Annotated in this window: 14 protein-coding genes; 6 read left to right on the top strand and 8 right to left on the bottom strand. The window is 64.3% G+C overall.

The features are described from left to right. The first annotated feature begins 203 nt into the window (after positions 1 to 203). Positions 204 to 425 carry a DUF3820 family protein gene (locus tag CAY82_RS21995; protein ID WP_015268980.1) on the top strand — a complete coding sequence of 74 codons (222 nt, stop codon included), beginning with the start codon at positions 204 to 206 and terminating at the stop codon, positions 423 to 425. Between the two features lie 121 nt (positions 426 to 546). Here CAY82_RS21995 and CAY82_RS21990 read toward each other — a convergent pair whose 3' ends face one another. Genes CAY82_RS21990 through ptsP form a run of 3 tightly spaced genes read right to left on the bottom strand, consistent with a single transcriptional unit; the run spans position 547 to position 6,083 of the window. Then, on the bottom strand, positions 547 to 2,286 hold the full coding sequence (locus CAY82_RS21990; RefSeq protein WP_087503048.1) for a PTS fructose-like transporter subunit IIB: 1,740 nt from the start codon (positions 2,284 to 2,286) through the stop codon (positions 547 to 549). Beyond that, a complete protein-coding gene (pfkB, locus tag CAY82_RS21985; protein ID WP_087503047.1) occupies positions 2,283 to 3,230 on the bottom strand; it encodes a 1-phosphofructokinase in 948 nt (315 codons plus the stop codon). The genes CAY82_RS21990 and pfkB overlap by 4 nt, the downstream gene beginning before the upstream one ends. Next, the gene (ptsP, locus tag CAY82_RS21980) at positions 3,231 to 6,083 is read right to left on the bottom strand and encodes a phosphoenolpyruvate--protein phosphotransferase (RefSeq protein ID WP_087503046.1); all 2,853 of its coding nucleotides are present in this window, start codon (positions 6,081 to 6,083) and stop codon (positions 3,231 to 3,233) included. Positions 6,084 to 6,367: 284 nt separating this feature from the next. Between ptsP and cra the strand changes: the two genes are divergently transcribed. After that, a complete protein-coding gene (gene cra, locus CAY82_RS21975; protein WP_087503045.1) occupies positions 6,368 to 7,363 on the top strand; it encodes a catabolite repressor/activator in 996 nt (331 codons plus the stop codon). Between the two features lie 2 nt (positions 7,364 to 7,365). Further along, the gene (locus CAY82_RS21970; RefSeq protein ID WP_087503044.1) at positions 7,366 to 8,142 is read left to right on the top strand and encodes a TatD family hydrolase; all 777 of its coding nucleotides are present in this window, start codon (positions 7,366 to 7,368) and stop codon (positions 8,140 to 8,142) included. Positions 8,143 to 8,298: 156 nt separating this feature from the next. Here the strand turns inward: CAY82_RS21970 and ampE are convergent, their stop codons facing one another. The 3 genes from ampE to CAY82_RS21950 all read right to left on the bottom strand — a co-directional run bounded on the left by ampE (position 8,299) and on the right by CAY82_RS21950 (position 12,107). Next, on the bottom strand, positions 8,299 to 9,129 hold the full coding sequence (gene ampE / locus CAY82_RS21965) for a regulatory signaling modulator protein AmpE (protein ID WP_087503043.1): 831 nt from the start codon (positions 9,127 to 9,129) through the stop codon (positions 8,299 to 8,301). After that, positions 9,126 to 9,698, bottom strand: a complete 573-nt coding sequence (ampD, locus tag CAY82_RS21960) for a 1,6-anhydro-N-acetylmuramyl-L-alanine amidase AmpD (protein WP_087503042.1) — start codon at positions 9,696 to 9,698, stop codon at positions 9,126 to 9,128. Before ampD ends, ampE begins: the two co-directional genes overlap by 4 nt. Before the next feature lie 261 nt (positions 9,699 to 9,959). Beyond that, positions 9,960 to 12,107: a DUF1631 domain-containing protein gene (locus CAY82_RS21950; protein ID WP_087503041.1), complete on the bottom strand. Its 2,148-nt coding sequence runs from the start codon at positions 12,105 to 12,107 to the stop codon at positions 9,960 to 9,962. A 242-nt stretch (positions 12,108 to 12,349) separates the two neighbouring features. On the opposite strand from CAY82_RS21950, the gene nadC reads away from it, so the two are divergent. Next, entirely contained in the window at positions 12,350 to 13,198 is an 849-nt protein-coding gene (gene nadC / locus CAY82_RS21945) for a carboxylating nicotinate-nucleotide diphosphorylase (RefSeq protein WP_025337721.1), read from the top strand. 78 nt (positions 13,199 to 13,276) lie between these two features. On the opposite strand, the gene trxB is transcribed toward nadC, so the two are convergent. After that, on the bottom strand, positions 13,277 to 14,239 hold the full coding sequence (gene trxB / locus CAY82_RS21940; protein WP_025337720.1) for a thioredoxin-disulfide reductase: 963 nt from the start codon (positions 14,237 to 14,239) through the stop codon (positions 13,277 to 13,279). A gap of 331 nt (positions 14,240 to 14,570) precedes the next feature. Between trxB and cysZ the strand changes: the two genes are divergently transcribed. Beyond that, on the top strand, positions 14,571 to 15,299 hold the full coding sequence (cysZ, locus tag CAY82_RS21935; protein WP_087503040.1) for a sulfate transporter CysZ: 729 nt from the start codon (positions 14,571 to 14,573) through the stop codon (positions 15,297 to 15,299). A 93-nt stretch (positions 15,300 to 15,392) separates the two neighbouring features. On the opposite strand, the gene CAY82_RS21930 is transcribed toward cysZ, so the two are convergent. Then, on the bottom strand, positions 15,393 to 16,709 hold the full coding sequence (locus CAY82_RS21930; RefSeq protein ID WP_087503039.1) for a PAS domain-containing methyl-accepting chemotaxis protein: 1,317 nt from the start codon (positions 16,707 to 16,709) through the stop codon (positions 15,393 to 15,395). A 177-nt stretch (positions 16,710 to 16,886) separates the two neighbouring features. Here CAY82_RS21930 and CAY82_RS21925 point away from each other — a divergent pair, with 177 nt between their 5' ends. After that, the gene (locus tag CAY82_RS21925) at positions 16,887 to 18,077 is read left to right on the top strand and encodes a glycosyltransferase family 1 protein (RefSeq protein ID WP_087503038.1); all 1,191 of its coding nucleotides are present in this window, start codon (positions 16,887 to 16,889) and stop codon (positions 18,075 to 18,077) included. Positions 18,078 to 18,256: the final 179 nt, after the last annotated feature.

The following is an 18,256-nucleotide window of genomic DNA, read 5'->3' as shown; positions in this document are numbered from 1 at the left end:
GGCACGAACTCCTTGGCAGGTGATAGTCATCTGTAACGGAGCAGCGTTCGTGCCAAGCCTACAAATTCAGTAAAATTCTTTTAAATCAAATAGATGTAGATATTAGAGCGAAGCCCGAATACGGCGTTCTGCATGATTGCCGCTTGGGCGTTCGTGCAGATTGCAGTATGGTCGGCGTTTTTCAACAACCAGGTGCGCCGATGATGAAGCCGGAAACCCTCGAACTGCTGGTGACCCGCACCATGCCGTTTGGCAAGTACCAGGGACGGATCATTGCCGACCTGCCGGGGGATTATCTGGCCTGGTTTGCGCGCAAAGGTTTTCCGGCGGGGGAACTGGGTGGGTTGCTGGCGTTGATGCATGAGATCGACCACAACGGGCTGGGTGATCTGCTGGTGCCGTTGCGGCAGAAGCACGGGCGTTGACCTGTTCCGGCCCCTTCGCGGGTGAACCCGCTCCCACAGGGAAACGCCGGACCTGATGCCTGTGCAGTACCTGTGGGAGCGGGTTCACCCGCGAAGAGGCCAGTGAGGCCAACTGAAATCTCTAGCCCTTCACCGGCGCTACCGCCAGCTCCACCCGCTCGCTCTTCTTGATCACCGCATACACCACCGCCGTCAGCAGGCTACCCGCCACGATCGCCAACAAGTACAGCAGCGCATGATTGATCGCATTGGGGATCAGCAGCACGAACAGGCCACCATGCGGCGCCATCAGCTTGCAACCGAAGTACATCGACAAAGCCCCGGTCAGTGCCCCACCGGCCACGCTGGCCGGGATCACCCGCAGCGGGTCCTTGGCGGCAAACGGGATCGCCCCTTCAGAGATGAAACACAGGCCCAACGCCAGGGCCGCCTTGCCAGCCTCGCGCTCACTCTGGGCGAACTTGCGTCGGGCCAGGAAGCTGGCGATACCCAGGCCGATCGGCGGCACCATGCCGGCGGCCATGGTTGCCGCCATCGGCGCATAGCTCGACGAGGCCAGCAGCCCCACCGAGAAGGCATAGGCGGCCTTGTTGATCGGCCCACCCAGGTCGACGCACATCATGCCACCCAGCAACAGGCCCAGCAGGATGGCATTGGTGGTGCCCATGCTGTCAAGAAAGTGCGTCAGGCCTTCCAGCATCGCCGCCACTGGCTGGCCGACCACGTAGATCATCACCAGGCCGGTGAACAGGCTGGCCAGCAGCGGAATGATCAGGATCGGCTTGAGTGCTTCCAGGCTGCTGGGCAGGCGCGCCCAGCGGGCAATGGCCTTGGCACTGTAACCGGCGAGGAAACCGGCAACGATACCACCGATGAAACCGGCACCCAGGGTGCTGGCCAGCAGACCGCCGATCATGCCCGGGGCCAGCCCCGGGCGGTCGGCGATGGACCAGGCGATATAGCCCGCCAGCAGCGGCACCATCAGCTTGAACGCAGCTTCGCCGCCGATCTGCATCAACGCGGCCGGCAAGGTGCCCGCTTCTTTATAAGCCTCGATACCAAATACGAACGACAGGGCAATCAGCAGGCCGCCAGCCACCACCATGGGCAGCATGAACGAGACGCCGGTGAGCAGGTGCTTGTATACGCCGGTCTTCTCGCCCTTGGCTGAGGTGGTCGTCGCTGCGGCATCGCTGCTGTTTTCAACTTTGGCTTCGGCCAGGGCCTTGTCCAGGGTGGCACGGGCTTGCTTGAGGGCGATACCGGTGCCACAACGGTAGATGCGCTTGCCGGCGAAGCGCGCTGTGGGCACTTCGATGTCAGCGGCCAGCAGTACTACATCGGCGGCGGCGATGGCTTCGGCAGACAAGGGGTTGCGCGCACCGACCGAGCCCTGGGTCTCGACGGTGAACTGGTATCCCAGTTGCTGCGCGGCCTGCTGCAGGGCTTCCGCGGCCATGAATGTATGCGCGACGCCAGTCGGGCAAGCAGTGACGGCGACGATGCGTGCACCAGCGCTGCCAGCTTCGGCCGGGCTACCTGGCACTGTGGCTAACAGTTGGGCGCTGGCCGCCGCTTCATCGAGGAAGCCCTCGCGGTCGGCCAAAGCCTGGGACGGCGTGCTCTGATACACGCGCTTGCCGACGAAACGGGCCAGGTCCACCGGGCCGGTGCTGACCACCAACACCCAGTCGGCCTCCGCGATCTGTGCGGCGCTCAGTTGCCGCTCGGGGTGGCCGGCATCCTGCACCTCGACGCTGGTGCTCCAGCCCCGCCGCTGGGCAGCGGCGGACAGCAAGCGCGCGCTCAGCACGCTCGACACCTGGCCGTTGGGACAGGCAGTGACAATGGCAATGTTCATCGGCAACCCTCTTGTTGTTCTGTCAGTTGCACGGCGGCTTCCAGAAGCGCCAGTTGCTCACGGTCACGGATGCCGAAACCAACCTGAGTAACAGCCTGGGCGGCAATCGCGGTGGCACGGGTCAAGGTCTGCGCAGGAGCTTCGCCCTGCAGCAGCCCATGGACCATGCCGGCCACCAGTGAATCACCTGCGCCCACCGTGCTGGCGACCTGTACCTTGGGCGGGCAAGCATGCACGGCCAGGTCGCGGGCAAACCAGCTGACGCCCTGTTCGCCCGCCGACACCACCACGTGTTCGACGCCGCTGGCCAGCAGGCGCTCGGCAGCGGCGCGCTGCTGCGCCGGGTTATCCACAGCCAGGCCAAGCACCTCGCCCAGCTCTTCGGTATTGGGTTTGACCAGCCAGGGCGCGCTCTGCAGGCCCGCACGCAGGGCTTCGCCGCTGCTGTCCAGGACCACCTTGAGGCCTAGCGCCTTGAGCTGCTCGAGCAACTGGCGGAACCAGTCGGCACTGACGCCACGCGGCAGGCTACCAGCCACCACTACCGCATCATGGCCCGGGGCAATCTGCGCCAGACGGCACAGCAATGCACTGCGTGCCGCTTCGTCGACTTCCGGACCTTGGCCGTTGATGTCGGTGACACGACCATCGGCCTCGACCAGTTTGATGTTGCTGCGGGTTTCGCCCGGCACGCGGACAAAGCAGTCGGCGAAGCCGCGCCAGTCGATCAGTGCCTCGAACGGCTGCAGGTTATCGCACCCGAGGAAGCCGCCAACAGTGACGTTGTGCCCCAGGTCGGCCAGTACCTGGGCAACGTTCAGTCCCTTGCCTGCGGCGTGGCTCTGCTGCACCTGGCTGCGGTTGACCTGCCCCGGGCGCAGGGTATCCAGGCCGATGGTGATATCCAGCGCCGGGTTCAGGGTGAGAGTGAGGATCTTGGCCATTCAGTAACGCTCCACCAGCGCGCGAACCGCTGCGGCGCTGTCCTGTTGCAGGGCCTCGCGCGCCAGGGCGCGGGCCGTCTGGTGATCGGCCTGGCGGACCAGGGCCTTGACTTCGGCAATGCTGCGCGCGGCGACGCTGAGTTCGTCCACATCCAGGCCCAGTAGCACAGCCACCGCCTGCGGGTCAGCCGCCAGTTCGCCGCATACGCCCACCCACTTGCCATGGGCGTGGGCGGCGCGTACGGTCATGTCGATCAGGCTAAGCACCGCCGGGTGCAGGCCGTCGGCCTGGGCCGAGAGGCTGGGGTGGCCACGGTCGATGGCCAGGGTGTATTGGGTCAGGTCATTGGTGCCGATGCTGAAGAAGTCCACTTCACGCGCCAGCTGTGGTGCCAACAGCGCTGCCGAGGGCACTTCGACCATGATGCCCAGTTGCAGGTCGGCTACCGGGATCTCGGCGCGCAGGCGCTCGACCATGGCCCGCGCTTCGCGCCATTCGTGCACTTGGCCGACCATCGGGAACATGATGCGCAGCGGGCGTTGGTCAGCAGCGCGCAGCAAGGCGCGCAACTGGTCTTCCATCACCTGCGGGCGCTGCAGGGTCAGACGTACCCCACGCACGCCGAGGAACGGGTTTTCCTCGGCAGCGATCGGCCAGTACGGCAGCGGCTTGTCGCCACCGACATCGAGGGTGCGCACCACCAGCGGCCGTCCATCGAGGCCATCGAGCACGCGGCGGTACTCGGCTTCCTGGGTAGCCACGTCCGGGGCCTGGGGGTGGGCCATGAAAATCAGCTCGGTGCGCAGCAGGCCCACGCCTTCGGCGCCCTGCTCCACCACCTTGGCAATACCGTTGCTCTCGCCGATGTTGGCGAACACCTCGACGGCGTGACCATCGCGGGTGACCGCCGGTTCGAAGCGGTTGGCCCAGGCAGCCTGCAAGCGTTGTTCGCGCTGGTCGCGCTCGGCCAGGGCCCGCTGCAGTTCATCCGCCGCCGGCGCCACGCTGACCACACCACGCTGGCCATCGAGCAGCAACGGCGTGCCACTGTCCAACAGCAGTATCGACGCCCCCGCGCCCACCACCGCCGGGATGCCCAGGGCACGGGCGACGATGGCGCTGTGGGCGGTGGCGCCGCCCTGGGCGGTGACGATACCGGCAACGCGGCTCGGGTCCAGCCGGGCGACATCAGACGGGCCGACTTCGGTCATCACCAGCACGTAGGGTTGCTCGGGTTCAGCCTGGTCCTGCACGCCGCACAACTGCGCCAACACGCGGCGGCCGATGTCACGCAGGTCGGCAGCACGTTCGGCGAGCAAGGCATCGTGCAGCGACTCCTGCTGGCGTGCCGCCGCCTCGATCACCGCCATCCACGCTGCCGCAGCGCTTTCGCCTTGGCCCAGGCGTAGCTCGACATCGTCGGTCAGGGCCGGGTCGGCGAGCATTTCCTGATGGGTGACGAAGATTTCGCCAATGGCCTTGTCGCTGCGCTGGGCCAAGGCCTGCAGCTCACCATTCACAGTCGCCACGGCTTCACGCAGCTTCTGCCGCTCCAGGGCACACGACTCGCCACGCAGGGGGTAGTCAAACTCACGCTCGACACACACATGCGCCGGGCCACTGGCAATACCAGGCGCCGCACCCACGCCGTGGATGCGGCTACCGGCTTCGGGCGCTTGCAGCACTTCGGCCGCTGCGCTTGCGACGGCCGCCGTGCTCTGCAGCAGTGGTTCCACTTCTTCGCCCAGGCCTTGTTCGATGGCGGCCAGCAACACCGGCAAGGCATCGGCGGCGATGCCTGGCTCAGCCACCAGTTCCAGCGTCTGGCCACGTTGGGCGCCTAGGCTGAGCAACTTGCTCAGGCTCTTTACCGACACCCCCGGCTGCACGCTATCGGCCAGGCGTACACGGATTTCCCCCTCGAAACTTTTGGCCAGTTGCGCCAATACCTTTGCCGGGCGGGCATGCAAACCGTGCGGATTGGCCAGCACGACGCGCACGCTAGGCCAGTCCGCCGGCACCTCGCCACCCAGCACTTCCAGTACCGCACGGCTGCTGGAGGCCTGGTAAAGCGTCTGTCCGCGGCCTTCGATCAGCACTTCGCACAGGCGCTCGAGCAACGCCTGGTGGGCAGCACCGAGGCTGGCCAGGCAGAACAGGCCGTTGAGCGGCTGGTCGCGGTAACGCAGCGGCTGTTGCGGGGTGATGAACGCCAGGCCCGGCTGGCGCACCTGGCGCTCACTGTGCAGCCACCACAGACCCTCGCCCAGCGGCAGCGGTTCTGCCTGCTGCAGCACGGCGGCAAAACCACTGTCGACACAATCGGCACGCTGCAACAGGCGGGCGCCACGCCAGGCCAGTTCATCGAAGTCTTCGGCCGGCAGGTTCAGGCCGACCAGCTGCGCATCCAGCGCCAGTTCCTGTGGCGCGCCCTGCAACAGTTTCAGCAACGCCTCGGCGGAACCTGCGCGGCGCAGTGCTTCGGCCAGGTCGGTCTCGCCCAGGGCGCGAGTCAACAGTTGCAGCAGGCGCAGGTGCTCGTCGGAACGGGCGGCGATTCCGATGGCAAGGTAGACCATCTGGCCATCACCCCAGTCCACGCCTTCGGGAAACTGCAACAGACGCACGCCGGTGGCGTACACCAGGTCACGAGTCTGCGGCGTGCCATGGGGGATGGCAATGCCCTGCCCAAGGAAGGTGGACCCTTGTACCTCACGGGCCTGAAGCCCTTGCAGGTAACCCTCGGCGACCAGGCCGTCAGCGACCAGCCGGTCGGCCAGCAGGCGCAATGCCTCGGCCTTGTCGGCGGCCTTCTGGCCCATGGCTATCTGCTCCTTGGCGAGCTCGAGCATGACCTTCTCCTTTTGCAGTTCCCGGTCGGGTACTGGAGTATTGTTGTGAAATTCACATGAACGGCCAGTTCAACAGCCTTGCACAGATGGCAGCCGAGGCAGAAAATTCGGCGGCTGAAACGATTAATCTGACCAGGCGGCCACGTTACTCGATAATCTGCCGAGGAAAAAGCCCCATCCTGTCGGACAATTGCGACAATGGTCGTCTGCGCGTGGCGCCCTCGCCGGGTCAAACTACCCGGTCAGGCCTCACAGCCAGCCCCGGTAATAACAAGGAAAATTCGGTGAAACTCAGCGATATCGCCCGTCTGGCCGGTGTGTCCGTGACCACTGCCAGCTACGTCATCAATGGCAAGGCCGAACAGCAGCGCATCAGCAACAGCACTGTCGAGCGGGTACGCGCGGTGGTCGAAGCCCACGGCTTCACCCCCAACCCGCAGGCCGCAGGTCTGCGCAGTCGGCATACCCGCACCCTGGGCTTCATTCTCCCGGATCTGGAGAACCCCAGCTATGCCCGCATCGCCAAGCAGCTCGAACAAGGTGCCCGCGCCCGCGGCTACCAGTTGCTGATCGCCAGCAGCGACGACCAGCCCGATAGCGAGCGCCAGTTGCAGCAGCTGTTCCGCGCCCGCCGGTGTGACGCGCTGTTCGTCGCCAGCTGCCTGCCGCCGGAAGATGACAGCTACCGCGAGCTGCAGGACAAAGGCCTGCCGGTGATTGCCATCGACCGCCGCCTGGACCCTGCACACTTCTGCTCGGTGATTAGCGACGACCGCGACGCCAGCCGCCAACTGGCCGCCAGCCTGCTGAGCGCTGCCCCGCGCAGCATCGCGCTGATTGGCGCACGCCCAGAGCTGTCGGTCAGCCAGGCACGTGCCGGCGGCTTCGACGAAGCCCTGCAGGGCTATGCCGGCGAAGTTCGTCGCTATCAGGGCGAAGCGTTCAGCCGTGAGTGCGGCCAGCGCCTGATGCAGCAGCTGATCGATGACCTCGGCGGCCTGCCGGATGCCCTGGTGACCACCTCCTACGTGCTGCTGCAAGGGGTGTTCGACACCCTGCAGGCGCACCCTGCCGACTCGCGCCAGCTGCAGCTGGGTACCTTCGGCGACAACCAGTTGCTCGACTTCCTGCCACTGCCGGTGAATGCCATGGCCCAGCAGCATGGCCTGATTGCCGCCACCGCCCTGGAGCTGGCACTGGCCGCGATCGAGGACAAACGCTACGAACCTGGCGTGCACGCCGTCGGTCGAACGTTCAAGCAACGCATTACAGCAGCCTGAGCATGCGCCTGATCGATACCCACACCCACCTGGACTTCCCCGACTTCGACGCCGACCGCCCGCGCCTGCTGGCCAACGCGGCGGCGCGCGGGGTGGAGCGGATGGTGGTGCTGGGGGTGTACCAGGCGAATTTCCAGCGGGTGTGGGACCTGGCTTGCGCCGATCAGCGCCTGTTCGCAGCGCTCGGCCTGCACCCGATCTACCTCGACCAGCATCGCCCGGAGCACCTGGCGCAGCTGCGCGATTGGCTGGAGCGCCTGCACAGCGACCCACGGCTGTGTGCCGTGGGCGAGTTTGGCCTGGACTATTACCTCGAGGATCTGGACAAGGCCCGTCAGCAGGAGCTGTTCGAAGCGCAACTGCAGATGGCCTGCGACTTCGAACTGCCCGCCCTGCTGCACGTACGCCGCAGCCATGCCCAGGTGATCGCCACGCTCAAGCGCTACAAGCCGACGCGGGCGGGGGTGATACATGCGTTTGCCGGCAGCTATGAAGAGGCCCGCGAGTACATCAAGCTGGGATTCCGGCTTGGGCTTGGCGGTGCGGCTACCTGGCCGCAGGCGCTGCGGCTGCGCAAGACCCTGACGCGGTTGCCGCTGGACAGCGTGGTGCTGGAGACCGATGCGCCGGACATGGCGCCGGTTATGTTCCCCGGGGTGAGGAACAGCCCGGAACACCTGCCGGAGATTACCGGGGCGCTGGCGCAGGTGATGGGTGTGGATGTCGCGGAGCTGGCTGAAGCCAGCACCCGCAATGCTTGCGAGTTGTTTGGCTGGTAAGTTTCAAGGTGACCGCGATTTTTGTGGGAGCGGCCTTGTGTCGCGAAAAGGCTGCGTAGCAGCCCCGGACTTTCAACCCCACCGCACGAATTGCTGGGGCCGCTTTGCGGCCCTTTCGCGACACAAGGCCGCTCCCACAAAAGAATGCGCCTGGCTTCAGACAAGCACCGTCCACAGCGCAAACCCGGCATACCACAGCACCGCACAGCGCAGCAGCAGTTCCCACAGGCTGTCCAGCCGCCCCAGCCCGCGCTGGCTGTCTTCTTCCTCGGGAATGTCATCGGCAATGCGCCCCACCCGCGCCACCAGGTGGCCGGCGCTGATGTGCCAGTTGAGCACCTCGTGCAGCATTACCCGGGTGACCGCGAGGAAATTGCCGACAAGGGCAAAACTCAAGGCCAACACCCGCACCGGCAGCCAGTCCATGATATGCCTCAGCTGCTCGGCACGGGCCTTCAATGTCGGTTGCTTGCCATGCTCGCCACACAACGCCAGCAGGCGGTAGGCCAGCGCTGCGCCTGGGCCCAGCACGAAGTACCAGAAGATCACCGCGAAAAAGCCCTGGTACACCTGCCACAGCAGGTTGCCCTGCACCCGTACCAACAGGCTGTGCGGCTCATCGGCCACCAGCCCCAGGTCGCGTTCGGCCACGTGCAGCGCGGCCTGGTCATCACCGCGCCGCCAGGCATCCCGGAACGGCCCCAGCGATGCCTTGGCATCGCCGCGCCCCAGGCTGTAGATCAGCACCAGCAGGTGCACCGGCAGCGCCAGCAAGCCATACGCCACCGGGTCCAGCACATGCAGCAGCAACACCAGCAGTGCTACCGGTGCCAACACCAGGATGGCCAGCGTCCACCACGGGTGCACCTTGCCGCTGCGCTCCAGGCGTACCAGTTCGCCAAGGAAGAACCCATCGCGCTGCACCTGATGGCGCAAGGCCGAGAACTTCTCGACCCACAGCGCCAGCAACAACACCAGAAAACTCATGCCTTGTCCTCGTTTTGCTGCAGTGCTTCGCGGTAGCGCGGCCAGTCGAAGGCCGGGCCGGGGTCGGTCTTGCGCTGCGGGGCAATATCGCTATGGCCCTTGATGCGGTCCAGGACGATGGCCGGCCAGGCACCGCGGATATGCCGGGTAAGTTGCTCCAGTACCGCGTACTGGGCATCGGTATAGGGCAGGTCATCGGTGCCTTCCAGCTCGATGCCGATGGAAAAATCGTTACAGCCTTCACGCCCGTCGAAGCACGACACACCGGCGTGCCAGGCGCGGTCGAGCAGTGACACGAACTGGGTCACCGCACCGTCACGCTCGACGAACAGGTGTGCCGACACGGTCAGGTGGTTGATGCTGGCGAAGTACGGATGTTCGTCGGGATCCAGGCGGTTCTGGAAGAATTGCTGGACCTTGCCGGTACCGAAGCAGGCCGGGGGCAAGCTGATGTTGTGAATCACCAGCAGGGAAATCGATTCGCCTTCGGGGCGGGAATTGAAATTCGGCGAGGGGCAGTGGGTGATTCCGATTCCGTGGAACCAGCCAGTGGCACGGTCCAATTGCATGGGGCAGATCCTGAAAGCGCCGTGAACAGGTTGACAGTATGCCCTGCGGCCAACAGCGTTTGCATGTGAATGAATGTAATACCGGCAGCAGCTCTCATAGAGCTGCACATAACTCATTGATTCAGCAGGGCACCTGTGGGAGCGGGTTCACCCGCGAACACCGGCGCAGCCGGTGCCATGCACCGCGTTGGATTCTTCGCGGGTGAACCCGCTCCCACAGGGATCGTGCCTGCTTGCAGATATTGCGCAAGACAGTTCCGCCTACCGCCGCAGCCCGTCGAGCACTGCCTCCAGCGCCCGCTCGAACAACAGCCCGTCATCCAGCACCCGCACGTCGCCCCGACGCAGTGCCTGGGCCAGGCTGGCACTGTTCCATTCGCGCACTTTCATGCCGGTGCGGTTGGCGAACACCAGCCGGTCGCTACTGTCGATGCGCGCCACCAGTTTGCAGCGCAGCAGTTCGTCCTCGTCCAGCACTTCGACCCAGGTTCCGATACGCAGACGCTGCACCTGGCACAGCGCTGCAGTCTGCACGTCGGCAACCTGTAACGGCGCGCATGCGGGCTCTTCGGCAATCGCCAGCACGATGTCCTCGGCTACCAGTACGTCGCTCAGGGGCTGGCCCCCGCTGCCGGGCTGCACTGTGGTACCCGTGCAGGCACGCAAGTGCAACTGCTCCAGTTGCAGGAAAAACTCGCGGGTCGCCGCCGAGTCCAGGGCCACGCTGGCCAGACCATCGCGCAGCGCCTTGAGTAAACCCGGCACTTGCTGCAGCAAGGCTTGCGGCTCATGCGGCGGGGTGATGCTGGCCAGCAGCGTGTCCATCGTCTGCAAGGCATCCCGCCAGGCCTGGGACGCCTCACCCTGCTTGAGCAAGGCCAGCAGCAGCACCTGGCTCCAGGCCTGCACCAGCATCTGCACCACCACCTGCGGCAATATCCGGCCGCGCAGACGCTGGTTAAGCGCGTGCTGCACCTGCTGCCTGGCCTGCCGGGCCCGGGCGCGCCCTTCTTCGGCGTCGCGGGTGCGTTGCTCGAGCAACTCGTTGCGCCGCCGCTCATCCTGGTTGAAAGCGAGGAAGTCTTCGAGCAGTTCGGCGAAGAGACTGGCATCTTCGGCAAAATCATTGAGCAGGCGCTGGACGATGCGCTCCACCCGCAGGTGCAGGCTGTCGCGCAGGCCATCGCCGGCGCATTCCCAGCCGATGGCCGCGCCGGCCATTTCGTTGAGCAGCCGGCGGGCCGGGTGGCTGGCCCGGCTGAACAGCCCCTTGTCCAGCAGGGCCACTTTCAATAGCGGAATGTGCAGGCGAGCGATCAGCGCGCGCAGGCTGGCCGGCAAGTTGTCGTCGTTCTGGATGAAGTCGAACAACAGGCCAACCAGGTTGATCATGTCCTCGTCGGCCACATCGATGCGCCGGCGTGTGCCGCTGCGTACACTGACCCGCAGCAGCAATTGTTCAAGCTGTTGGCCAAGCTCGAAATCGTCGGCCTCATGGGTAGCGGGCACGTAGTGCTGCAAATGCGAAAGCAGGCGCAGCAGGTCGGCGGTGCTGATTGGCTGGGCGGTGGCCACCGCCTGCAAACGAGGCGCAAACTGCCCACGCGCCGGGGCCAGCAGTGTTTGCAACGAGGCAAAGAAAGCCTGCCCTGCTGCGTCCGCGCCCACCTCGTGTCCCAGCTTCGCCGGCCCGCGTCCTGCGCTCATACGCCGGTCTTCGGCTCGTCGGCGCGGTGCCGGTGGCAACTCGGGCAGCACACCGGCGGCAGCCAGCAACTGGTTGGCTTCGCCATAGATCACATCGGCATCGCGCAGCACATAGCGCTCGAACAGTTTGAGCAGGACCAGTTTGACCCGCAGGCCAACCCCCAGGTTGCGGCCGGCGTCAAGGAAGTAGCCGCACAGCGCAGCGGGCCCCAGCGGATTGTGCTGCTCATGCAGGGGGCGGTCGAGTAGTGCTTGCAAGCGCAGGCCCAGTTGCTGCAGGGCAATGCCGTCGCGTGACAGCACCCGCGCGACCATGCCTTCGATCGCGGCGGCCCGCTCCACCTGGGCCTTGCTGCGCAGGTTACCCAGCTCGACCAGGTGCGCCAGCAGGTCGACCTGGCCGATACGGGCAAAGGCATCATGGAACGTGTCGAGAAAACCGCGCTCGATGCTCTTGCGCTTCAGGCGCAGGTCGCGCATGGCCTCGAAGTACAGGTTCTGGTCACTGCGATCGAAGGCCTTGTCGGCCATCTCGAAGAGGGTGTCGTCGGCATTGTCGAACAAGCCCTGCAGGCCCTGACGCAATTGCAAGGCGGCCTTGTCGCGCACCTGCAGGAGCAACACCGGAAGGCAAGGCAGAGGCGCACGCCCGCCTCGATCGATGGCTGCCGCCAAGGGCACCACCTTGCCTTCTTTTTGCATCCTGTACTCCTTGCAGGGTGTCTCGCCCGAAGGGGCTGAAGATCGTCAAAGTCATGACGCCAAATACTGGTCGCCATTATCGGTAAAAATCCGCACAGCTGCCAGCGTCGTTTCACGGGCTGGCTAGTGACTCTGATTTATCCTGGTTGCTCACACCGACCGACCAAAGGTCATCGCCAAGGCGGCTGTACACACTGGCCCCCTGCCCTATAATCGCGGGCATCTAGCTTGTGGAGCCGACCATGCCGAACCTACGCCTTGCCGACCTGACCGCTGAAATCGAAGCCAATGTGCGCCGCGCGCTGTTGGAGGACATCGGCAGTGGCGATATCACCGCGCAGCTGATCCCGGCCGAGCGCCTGGCCAAGGCGACAATCATCACTCGCGAAGACTGTGTGATCGCCGGCACCGCCTGGGTCGATGCCGTATTCCGCCAACTCGACCCGCGCGTGGCAGTACACTGGCAGGTGGCCGATGGCGAGCGCGCCACGGCCAACCAGCCGCTGTTCCATCTGGAGGGCCCCGCACGTTCGCTGCTCAGTGGTGAGCGCAGTGCACTGAACTTCCTGCAGATGCTATCGGGTGTCGCTACCCGTGCGCGCTTCCTGGCCGACCTGGTGGAAGGCACCCAGGTGCGCCTGCTGGACACCCGCAAGACCCTTCCGGGCCTGCGTCTGGCGCAGAAATATGCAGTGACCTGCGGCGGTTGCGACAACCACCGCATCGGCCTGTACGACGCCTTCCTGATCAAGGAAAACCACATCGCCGCCAGCGGCGGTGTAGCCGAAGCAGTGGCGGCGGCGCACCGCATTGCGCCGGGCAAGCCGGTGGAAATCGAAGTGGAAAGCCTGGACGAACTGCGCCAGGCACTGGCCGCTGGTGCCGACATCATCATGCTCGACGAGTTGAACCTTGAAGAGATGCGCGAAGCAGTGCGCATTACCGCGGGCAAGGCCAAGCTGGAAGCCAGTGGCGGTGTCAACGAGACGACCTTGCGAGTGATTGCCGAGACCGGGGTGGACTACATCTCGATTGGTGCCATGACCAAGGATGTGAAGGCGGTGGACCTGTCGATGCGCTTGAGCCTGTGAGCTGATTGCGGGCACAAAAAAACCGGCTTCATAGCCGGTTTTTTATTGAGGGCGCTTTGCGCCCCCGACGCTCTTGGATCAGAACGAGGCGTTGGCCAGCCCGTCCAGGTAACGCTCCACGTCCAATGCCGCCATGCAGCCGGCACCCGCCGAGGTAATGGCCTGGCGGTAAACGTGGTCAGCCACGTCACCGGCGGCGAACACGCCCTCGACGTTGGTGGCGGTGGCATTCCCTTCACGGCCGCCGTTGACCACCAGGTAGCCGTCCTTGAGAGTCAGCTGGCCTTCGAACAGCGAGGTGTTCGGGGTATGGCCAATGGCGATGAACACGCCGTCGACCTTGATTTCGTCACTGCTGCCGTCGTTGTTCTTCAGGCGAGCACCGGTCACGCCCATGTTGTCACCCAGCACTTCGTCCAGGGTGGCGTTGAGCTTGAGCTCGATCTTGCCTTCGGCCACACGGGCGTGCAGCTTGTCGACCAGAATCTTCTCGGCACGGAAGGTATCGCGACGGTGCACCAAGGTCACTTTGCTGGCGATGTTGGCCAGGTACAGCGCTTCTTCCACGGCAGTATTGCCGCCGCCAACCACGGCAACCGGCTTGTTGCGGTAGAAGAAACCGTCGCACGTGGCACAGGCCGAAACGCCCTTGCCCATGAAGGTTTCTTCCGACGGCAGGCCCAGATAGCGGGCGCTGGCGCCAGTAGCGATGATCAGCGCGTCGCAGGTGTACTTGCCACTGTCACCCTGCAGGGTGAACGGCTTGTTGGCCAGGTCGACGGCGTTGATGTGGTCGAAGACGATTTCGGTTTCGAAACGCTCGGCGTGCTCCTGCATGCGCTGCATCAGGGCCGGGCCGGTCAGGCCGTGGGGGTCACCCGGCCAGTTGTCGACTTCGGTGGTGGTAGTCAGCTGGCCGCCAGCCTGCATGCCGGTGATCAGCAGTGGCTTGAGGTTGGCACGGGCGGCATACACCGCGGCGCTGTAACCGGCAGGGCCGGAACCGAGAATGATGACGCGCGAATGACGTACTTCAGACATGTCGAACTCCTGTCGAGCGGGCCGCAGGGGCCGGCTTCGGTATACCGGCTGCGCCAGCTGGAAAATTAAAAAGGGCCCACGCAGCACTTGGGGAAGGCTACAACGCGCAGGCCCGAAAAGTGGAAAGTTGAGCGCACTGTAGCGAGGTCGCAAAGATTAAGGAAATATCCTTAGACAATCCACCTCATAGGCATCGCCTATCCAGCGATTTTATCGATAGCCACGACTGCCAAGCTTTTGTTACGTCCGATTTCCCATTTGCCAGCCGCCTTTCGTCGGCGCGCCAAACTCGGTAAGGTCGACGCGTTTTCTTTCTCTGCGGAGTGTCTTGATGCAAGCCCCTGTCCTCTCTGGCCCCCAGTACCTGCGCGAAGGCCTGAAACTGGTGCTGAGCCCCAACCTGAGGTTGTTCGTGCTGCTGCCACTGGCGGTCAACCTGCTGCTGTTCGGTGGCCTGATCTACTTCGCTGGCCACCAGTTCAGCCTGTGGCTCGACGCCCTGATGCCAACGTTGCCTGACTGGTTGAGCTTCCTCAGCTACATCCTCTGGCCGCTGTTCGTTGCCTTGCTGGTACTGATGGTGTTCTTCACCTTCACGTTGGTAGCCAACATCATTGCCGCACCGTTCAACGGCTTTCTGGCGGAAAAGGTCGAGGTGGTGGTGCGTGGCGAAGACAACTTCCCGGCCTTCAGCTGGGGTGAGCTGGTAGCCATGGTGCCGCGCACATTCAGCCGCGAAATGCGCAAGCTGGGCTACTTCCTGCCGCGAGCCATCGGTCTGTTCATTCTGTCGCTGATCCCGGTGGTCAACGTGGTAGCGGCGCCGCTTTGGCTGATCTTCGGGGTGTGGATGATGGCGATCCAGTACATCGACTACCCGGCGGACAACAACAAGATGAGCTGGCAGGACATGCTCGCCTGGCTGCGCCAGAAGCGCTGGCAGTCGCTGGGCTTTGGCGGCATTACCTACCTGGCGTTGATGATTCCGCTGGTGAACGTGCTGATGATGCCGGCGGCGGTGGCGGGGGCTACGTTGTTCTGGGTGCGGGAGCGGAACTGATCCCTCTCGGACCTTGCGCGGTCCCCTGCAGGAGCGGCCCTTTCGCGACACAAGGCCGCTCCCACAAAAAGCAGACCGCGTCTGATCTTGGTCTTACTGCCCCAACCGGCTGGAAAACTGCCCCACCACATCCACCACCCGCTTTGCCCCGTCCTGGATCTCGACAATCACGCTCCCTGTCTCGTCCGCCAGTGCCAGCCCCTGCTCGGCCTGGCGCTTGCTGGTGTCGATGATCGCCACTGCAGCCTGGGCCAGTTGCTCGTTCTGTTGCACCACCCGTGCGATTTCCTCGGTGGCGGTGCTGGTACGCGAGGCCAGCTGGCGTACTTCATCGGCAACCACGGCAAACCCCCGCCCCTGCTCGCCGGCGCGGGCCGCTTCGATGGCCGCGTTGAGCGCCAGCAGGTTGGTCTGCCCGGCAATGTCGCTGATGGTCTTGATGATCGAGCCGATCACCCGCGATTGGGTATCCAGCGCCTGGATGCCCTCTGCCGCCTCTTGCATCGAAGCTTCCAGCCCGCGCATCACGCTGACGCTCTGGGTGACCACATCGGTGGCCTTGCGGGCGCTGGCATCGGTACCTAGTGAGGTGCTGTAGGCGACATCCGCCGCCTCGGCCACCGCCTGCTCCTGATTGACTTGCTCGGTGATGACGGTGGCGAACTTGACCACCTTGTACAGCACGTCATGGGCATCGAAGATCGGGTTGTACGAAGCTTCCAGCCAGACCACCCGGCCATGGGCATCGATACGCTTGAAGCGTTCGGCAACGTACTCGCCACGGCGCAGTTTGTCCCAGAATGCCTGGTAGCCGGCCGAGTTGGCTTCCTCCGGCTCGCAGAACATGCGGTGATGCTTGCCACGGATCTGCTCCAGGCGGTAACCGACGGTGGCCAGAAACCGTTCGTTGGCGGTAAGGATGATGCCATCAAGGTCGAATTCGATCACGGCGGTGGAGCGCATCAGCGCCTTGATCAGGCTTTCGTGCTCACGGGAGGTCTCGATGGTGCGGGTAAGGTCGCTGGAGTGCAGCGTGAAATACTTGATCTGCCCCTCGCTGTTCTTGACCGGCTGCAGGATCGACCTTAACCAGGCTTCCTGGCCATTGCCGCGCAGCAGTCGGAATGCACCGTTCAGGTGTTCACCGCGGCTGATCGCGCCTTTCATGCGCTGGTAGAAATCCAGCGTCTTCACATGGGCAGGGACGATGTCCTCGATGTTGCGTCCAAGCAATTGTTCGGCACGGTAGAGCATCTCGCTCTCGAAGTTGCCGTTGACCATCTCGATCCGCCCCTGGGGATCGAGTTGCAGTACCAGCATCTCGCTGTCGAGGCTACTCTTGACCTGCTCGATGGACATCAGGTCTTCGCGTAGCTGCCGGATTTCTTGCTTGAGCTTGTTGTTGAACATCACCGCTCTCCTGGAGCGCATCAGGTAGTCGAATGCATCTGCATCGGCTGTCGGTGGCCCCTCTTGAGCGGCCTGCAAGGAAAAATTCACAGAGCAAAAAGCGTCGGCGATCAGGTGTCATCTTTACGTCACATGGCAGTCACATTGGCGCAACCCAGCAGGCGGAAACTTTTTGTCATGAATACACCCGCCCTACGCATCACCTTGGTCAGCGAAACCTTCCCACCCGAAATCAACGGCGTGGCCAATACCCTTGGCCGCCTGAGCGAAGGGTTGCGCCAACGCGGCCATGAGATCGAATTGGTGCGCCCGCGCCAGGCTGGTGAAGTACCGGCGCACAACGAACCGAACCTCATGCTGTGTCGTGGCTGGCCCCTGCCCGGCTACCCGGGCTTGCAGTGGGGCGAGGTGTCGATGCACAAGCTGTTGCGCCGCTGGCGCCGGCAACGTCCGGATGTGCTGTACATCGCCACCGAGGGGCCACTGGGGCTCAGTGCACTGCGCGCGGCCCGGCGCCTGGGGGTAGCGGTGGTCAGCGGCTTCCACACCAACTTCCCGCAGTATTCCGGCCAGTACGGGCTGGGCCTGCTGACGCGCCTGCTCACCCACTACCTACGCTGGTTCCATCGGCGCACGGCGATCACCCTGGTACCTAGCCTCAGCCAGCGCCTGGAGCTTGAACGCCGCGGCTTCGAACGCCTGGAACTACTGGCCCGAGGGGTCGATGCCTGCCTGTTCAACCCGGCACGGCGCAGCCCCGCATTACGGAAAAGCTGGGGGCTTGGCCCGGATGACATCGCCGTGCTGCATGTCGGGCGGCTGGCGGCGGAAAAGAACCTGGGCTTGCTGCGCCCAAGCCTGGAGGCTCTGCAGAAGACTTATCCACACAAGCGCCTGCGCCTGATCATGGTGGGTGACGGCCCGCAGCGTACCGCCCTCGAACAGCAGGTGCCGGATGCCGTTTTCTGCGGTGCTCAGCGTGGCGAGGTGCTGGCCGAACACTATGCCAGCGGTGACCTGTTCCTGTTTCCGAGCCTGACCGAAACCTTTGGCAATGTGGTGCTCGAAGCCATGGCCTCGGGGTTGGCGGTGGTCGCGTACGACGAGGCGGCCGCTGCGCAACACCTTCGCCATGGTCATAGCGGCGCACTGGCCATGCCGGGGGATCAGGCGGCGTTCATCGACGCTGCCTGCTGGCTGCTGGAAGAAGAGGAGACGTTACGCCGGGTGCGGCTGAATGCGCGTCAGCATGCCAGCCGCCAGGGCTGGCCAGGGATTGTCGAGCAGTTCGAGGGGTATCTGTACAGTGCCTGTCGGCAAAGCGGGGGGGCGGCTGAGCGTTCGACGCAATATGTGCAGCGCCTGTAAGACCGAGCGCCGCCCGCGCGGCGCTTCGCGGGACAAGCCCGCTCCCACATTTTGGACTGCCCCCAAGAAGTTGGACACCAATCCAACCCGTGGGGGATCTATGGGTAAATACACAGAGCAGTTCAAGCTCACGGCTATCACCGCTTACCTAGAGGGCAACCGGGGCTTTCGCAAGGTGG

Source organism: Pseudomonas sp. SID14000 (assembly GCF_002165135.1).
Classification (GTDB): Bacteria; Pseudomonadota; Gammaproteobacteria; order Pseudomonadales; family Pseudomonadaceae; genus Aquipseudomonas.
The sequence above is the reverse complement of the archived record's forward strand: the minus strand, read 5'-3'. Positions and strand labels throughout refer to the sequence as shown.

Excerpts from the sequence above, each read along its gene's own strand:
- CAY82_RS21995 (WP_015268980.1), top strand. The coding sequence starts at position 204 with ATGAAGCCGGAAACCCTCGAACTGCTGGTGACCCGCACCATGCCGTTT.
- CAY82_RS21990 (WP_087503048.1), bottom strand. The coding sequence starts at position 2,286 with ATGAACATTGCCATTGTCACTGCCTGTCCCAACGGCCAGGTGTCGAGC.
- pfkB (WP_087503047.1), bottom strand. The coding sequence starts at position 3,230 with ATGGCCAAGATCCTCACTCTCACCCTGAACCCGGCGCTGGATATCACC.
- ptsP (WP_087503046.1), bottom strand. The coding sequence starts at position 6,083 with ATGCTCGAGCTCGCCAAGGAGCAGATAGCCATGGGCCAGAAGGCCGCC.
- CAY82_RS21970 (WP_087503044.1), top strand. The coding sequence starts at position 7,366 with ATGCGCCTGATCGATACCCACACCCACCTGGACTTCCCCGACTTCGAC.
- ampE (WP_087503043.1), bottom strand. The coding sequence starts at position 9,129 with ATGAGTTTTCTGGTGTTGTTGCTGGCGCTGTGGGTCGAGAAGTTCTCG.
- ampD (WP_087503042.1), bottom strand. The coding sequence starts at position 9,698 with ATGCAATTGGACCGTGCCACTGGCTGGTTCCACGGAATCGGAATCACC.
- CAY82_RS21950 (WP_087503041.1), bottom strand. The coding sequence starts at position 12,107 with ATGCAAAAAGAAGGCAAGGTGGTGCCCTTGGCGGCAGCCATCGATCGA.
- nadC (WP_025337721.1), top strand. The coding sequence starts at position 12,350 with ATGCCGAACCTACGCCTTGCCGACCTGACCGCTGAAATCGAAGCCAAT.
- trxB (WP_025337720.1), bottom strand. The coding sequence starts at position 14,239 with ATGTCTGAAGTACGTCATTCGCGCGTCATCATTCTCGGTTCCGGCCCT.
- cysZ (WP_087503040.1), top strand. The coding sequence starts at position 14,571 with ATGCAAGCCCCTGTCCTCTCTGGCCCCCAGTACCTGCGCGAAGGCCTG.
- CAY82_RS21930 (WP_087503039.1), bottom strand. The coding sequence starts at position 16,709 with ATGTTCAACAACAAGCTCAAGCAAGAAATCCGGCAGCTACGCGAAGAC.
- CAY82_RS21925 (WP_087503038.1), top strand. The coding sequence starts at position 16,887 with ATGAATACACCCGCCCTACGCATCACCTTGGTCAGCGAAACCTTCCCA.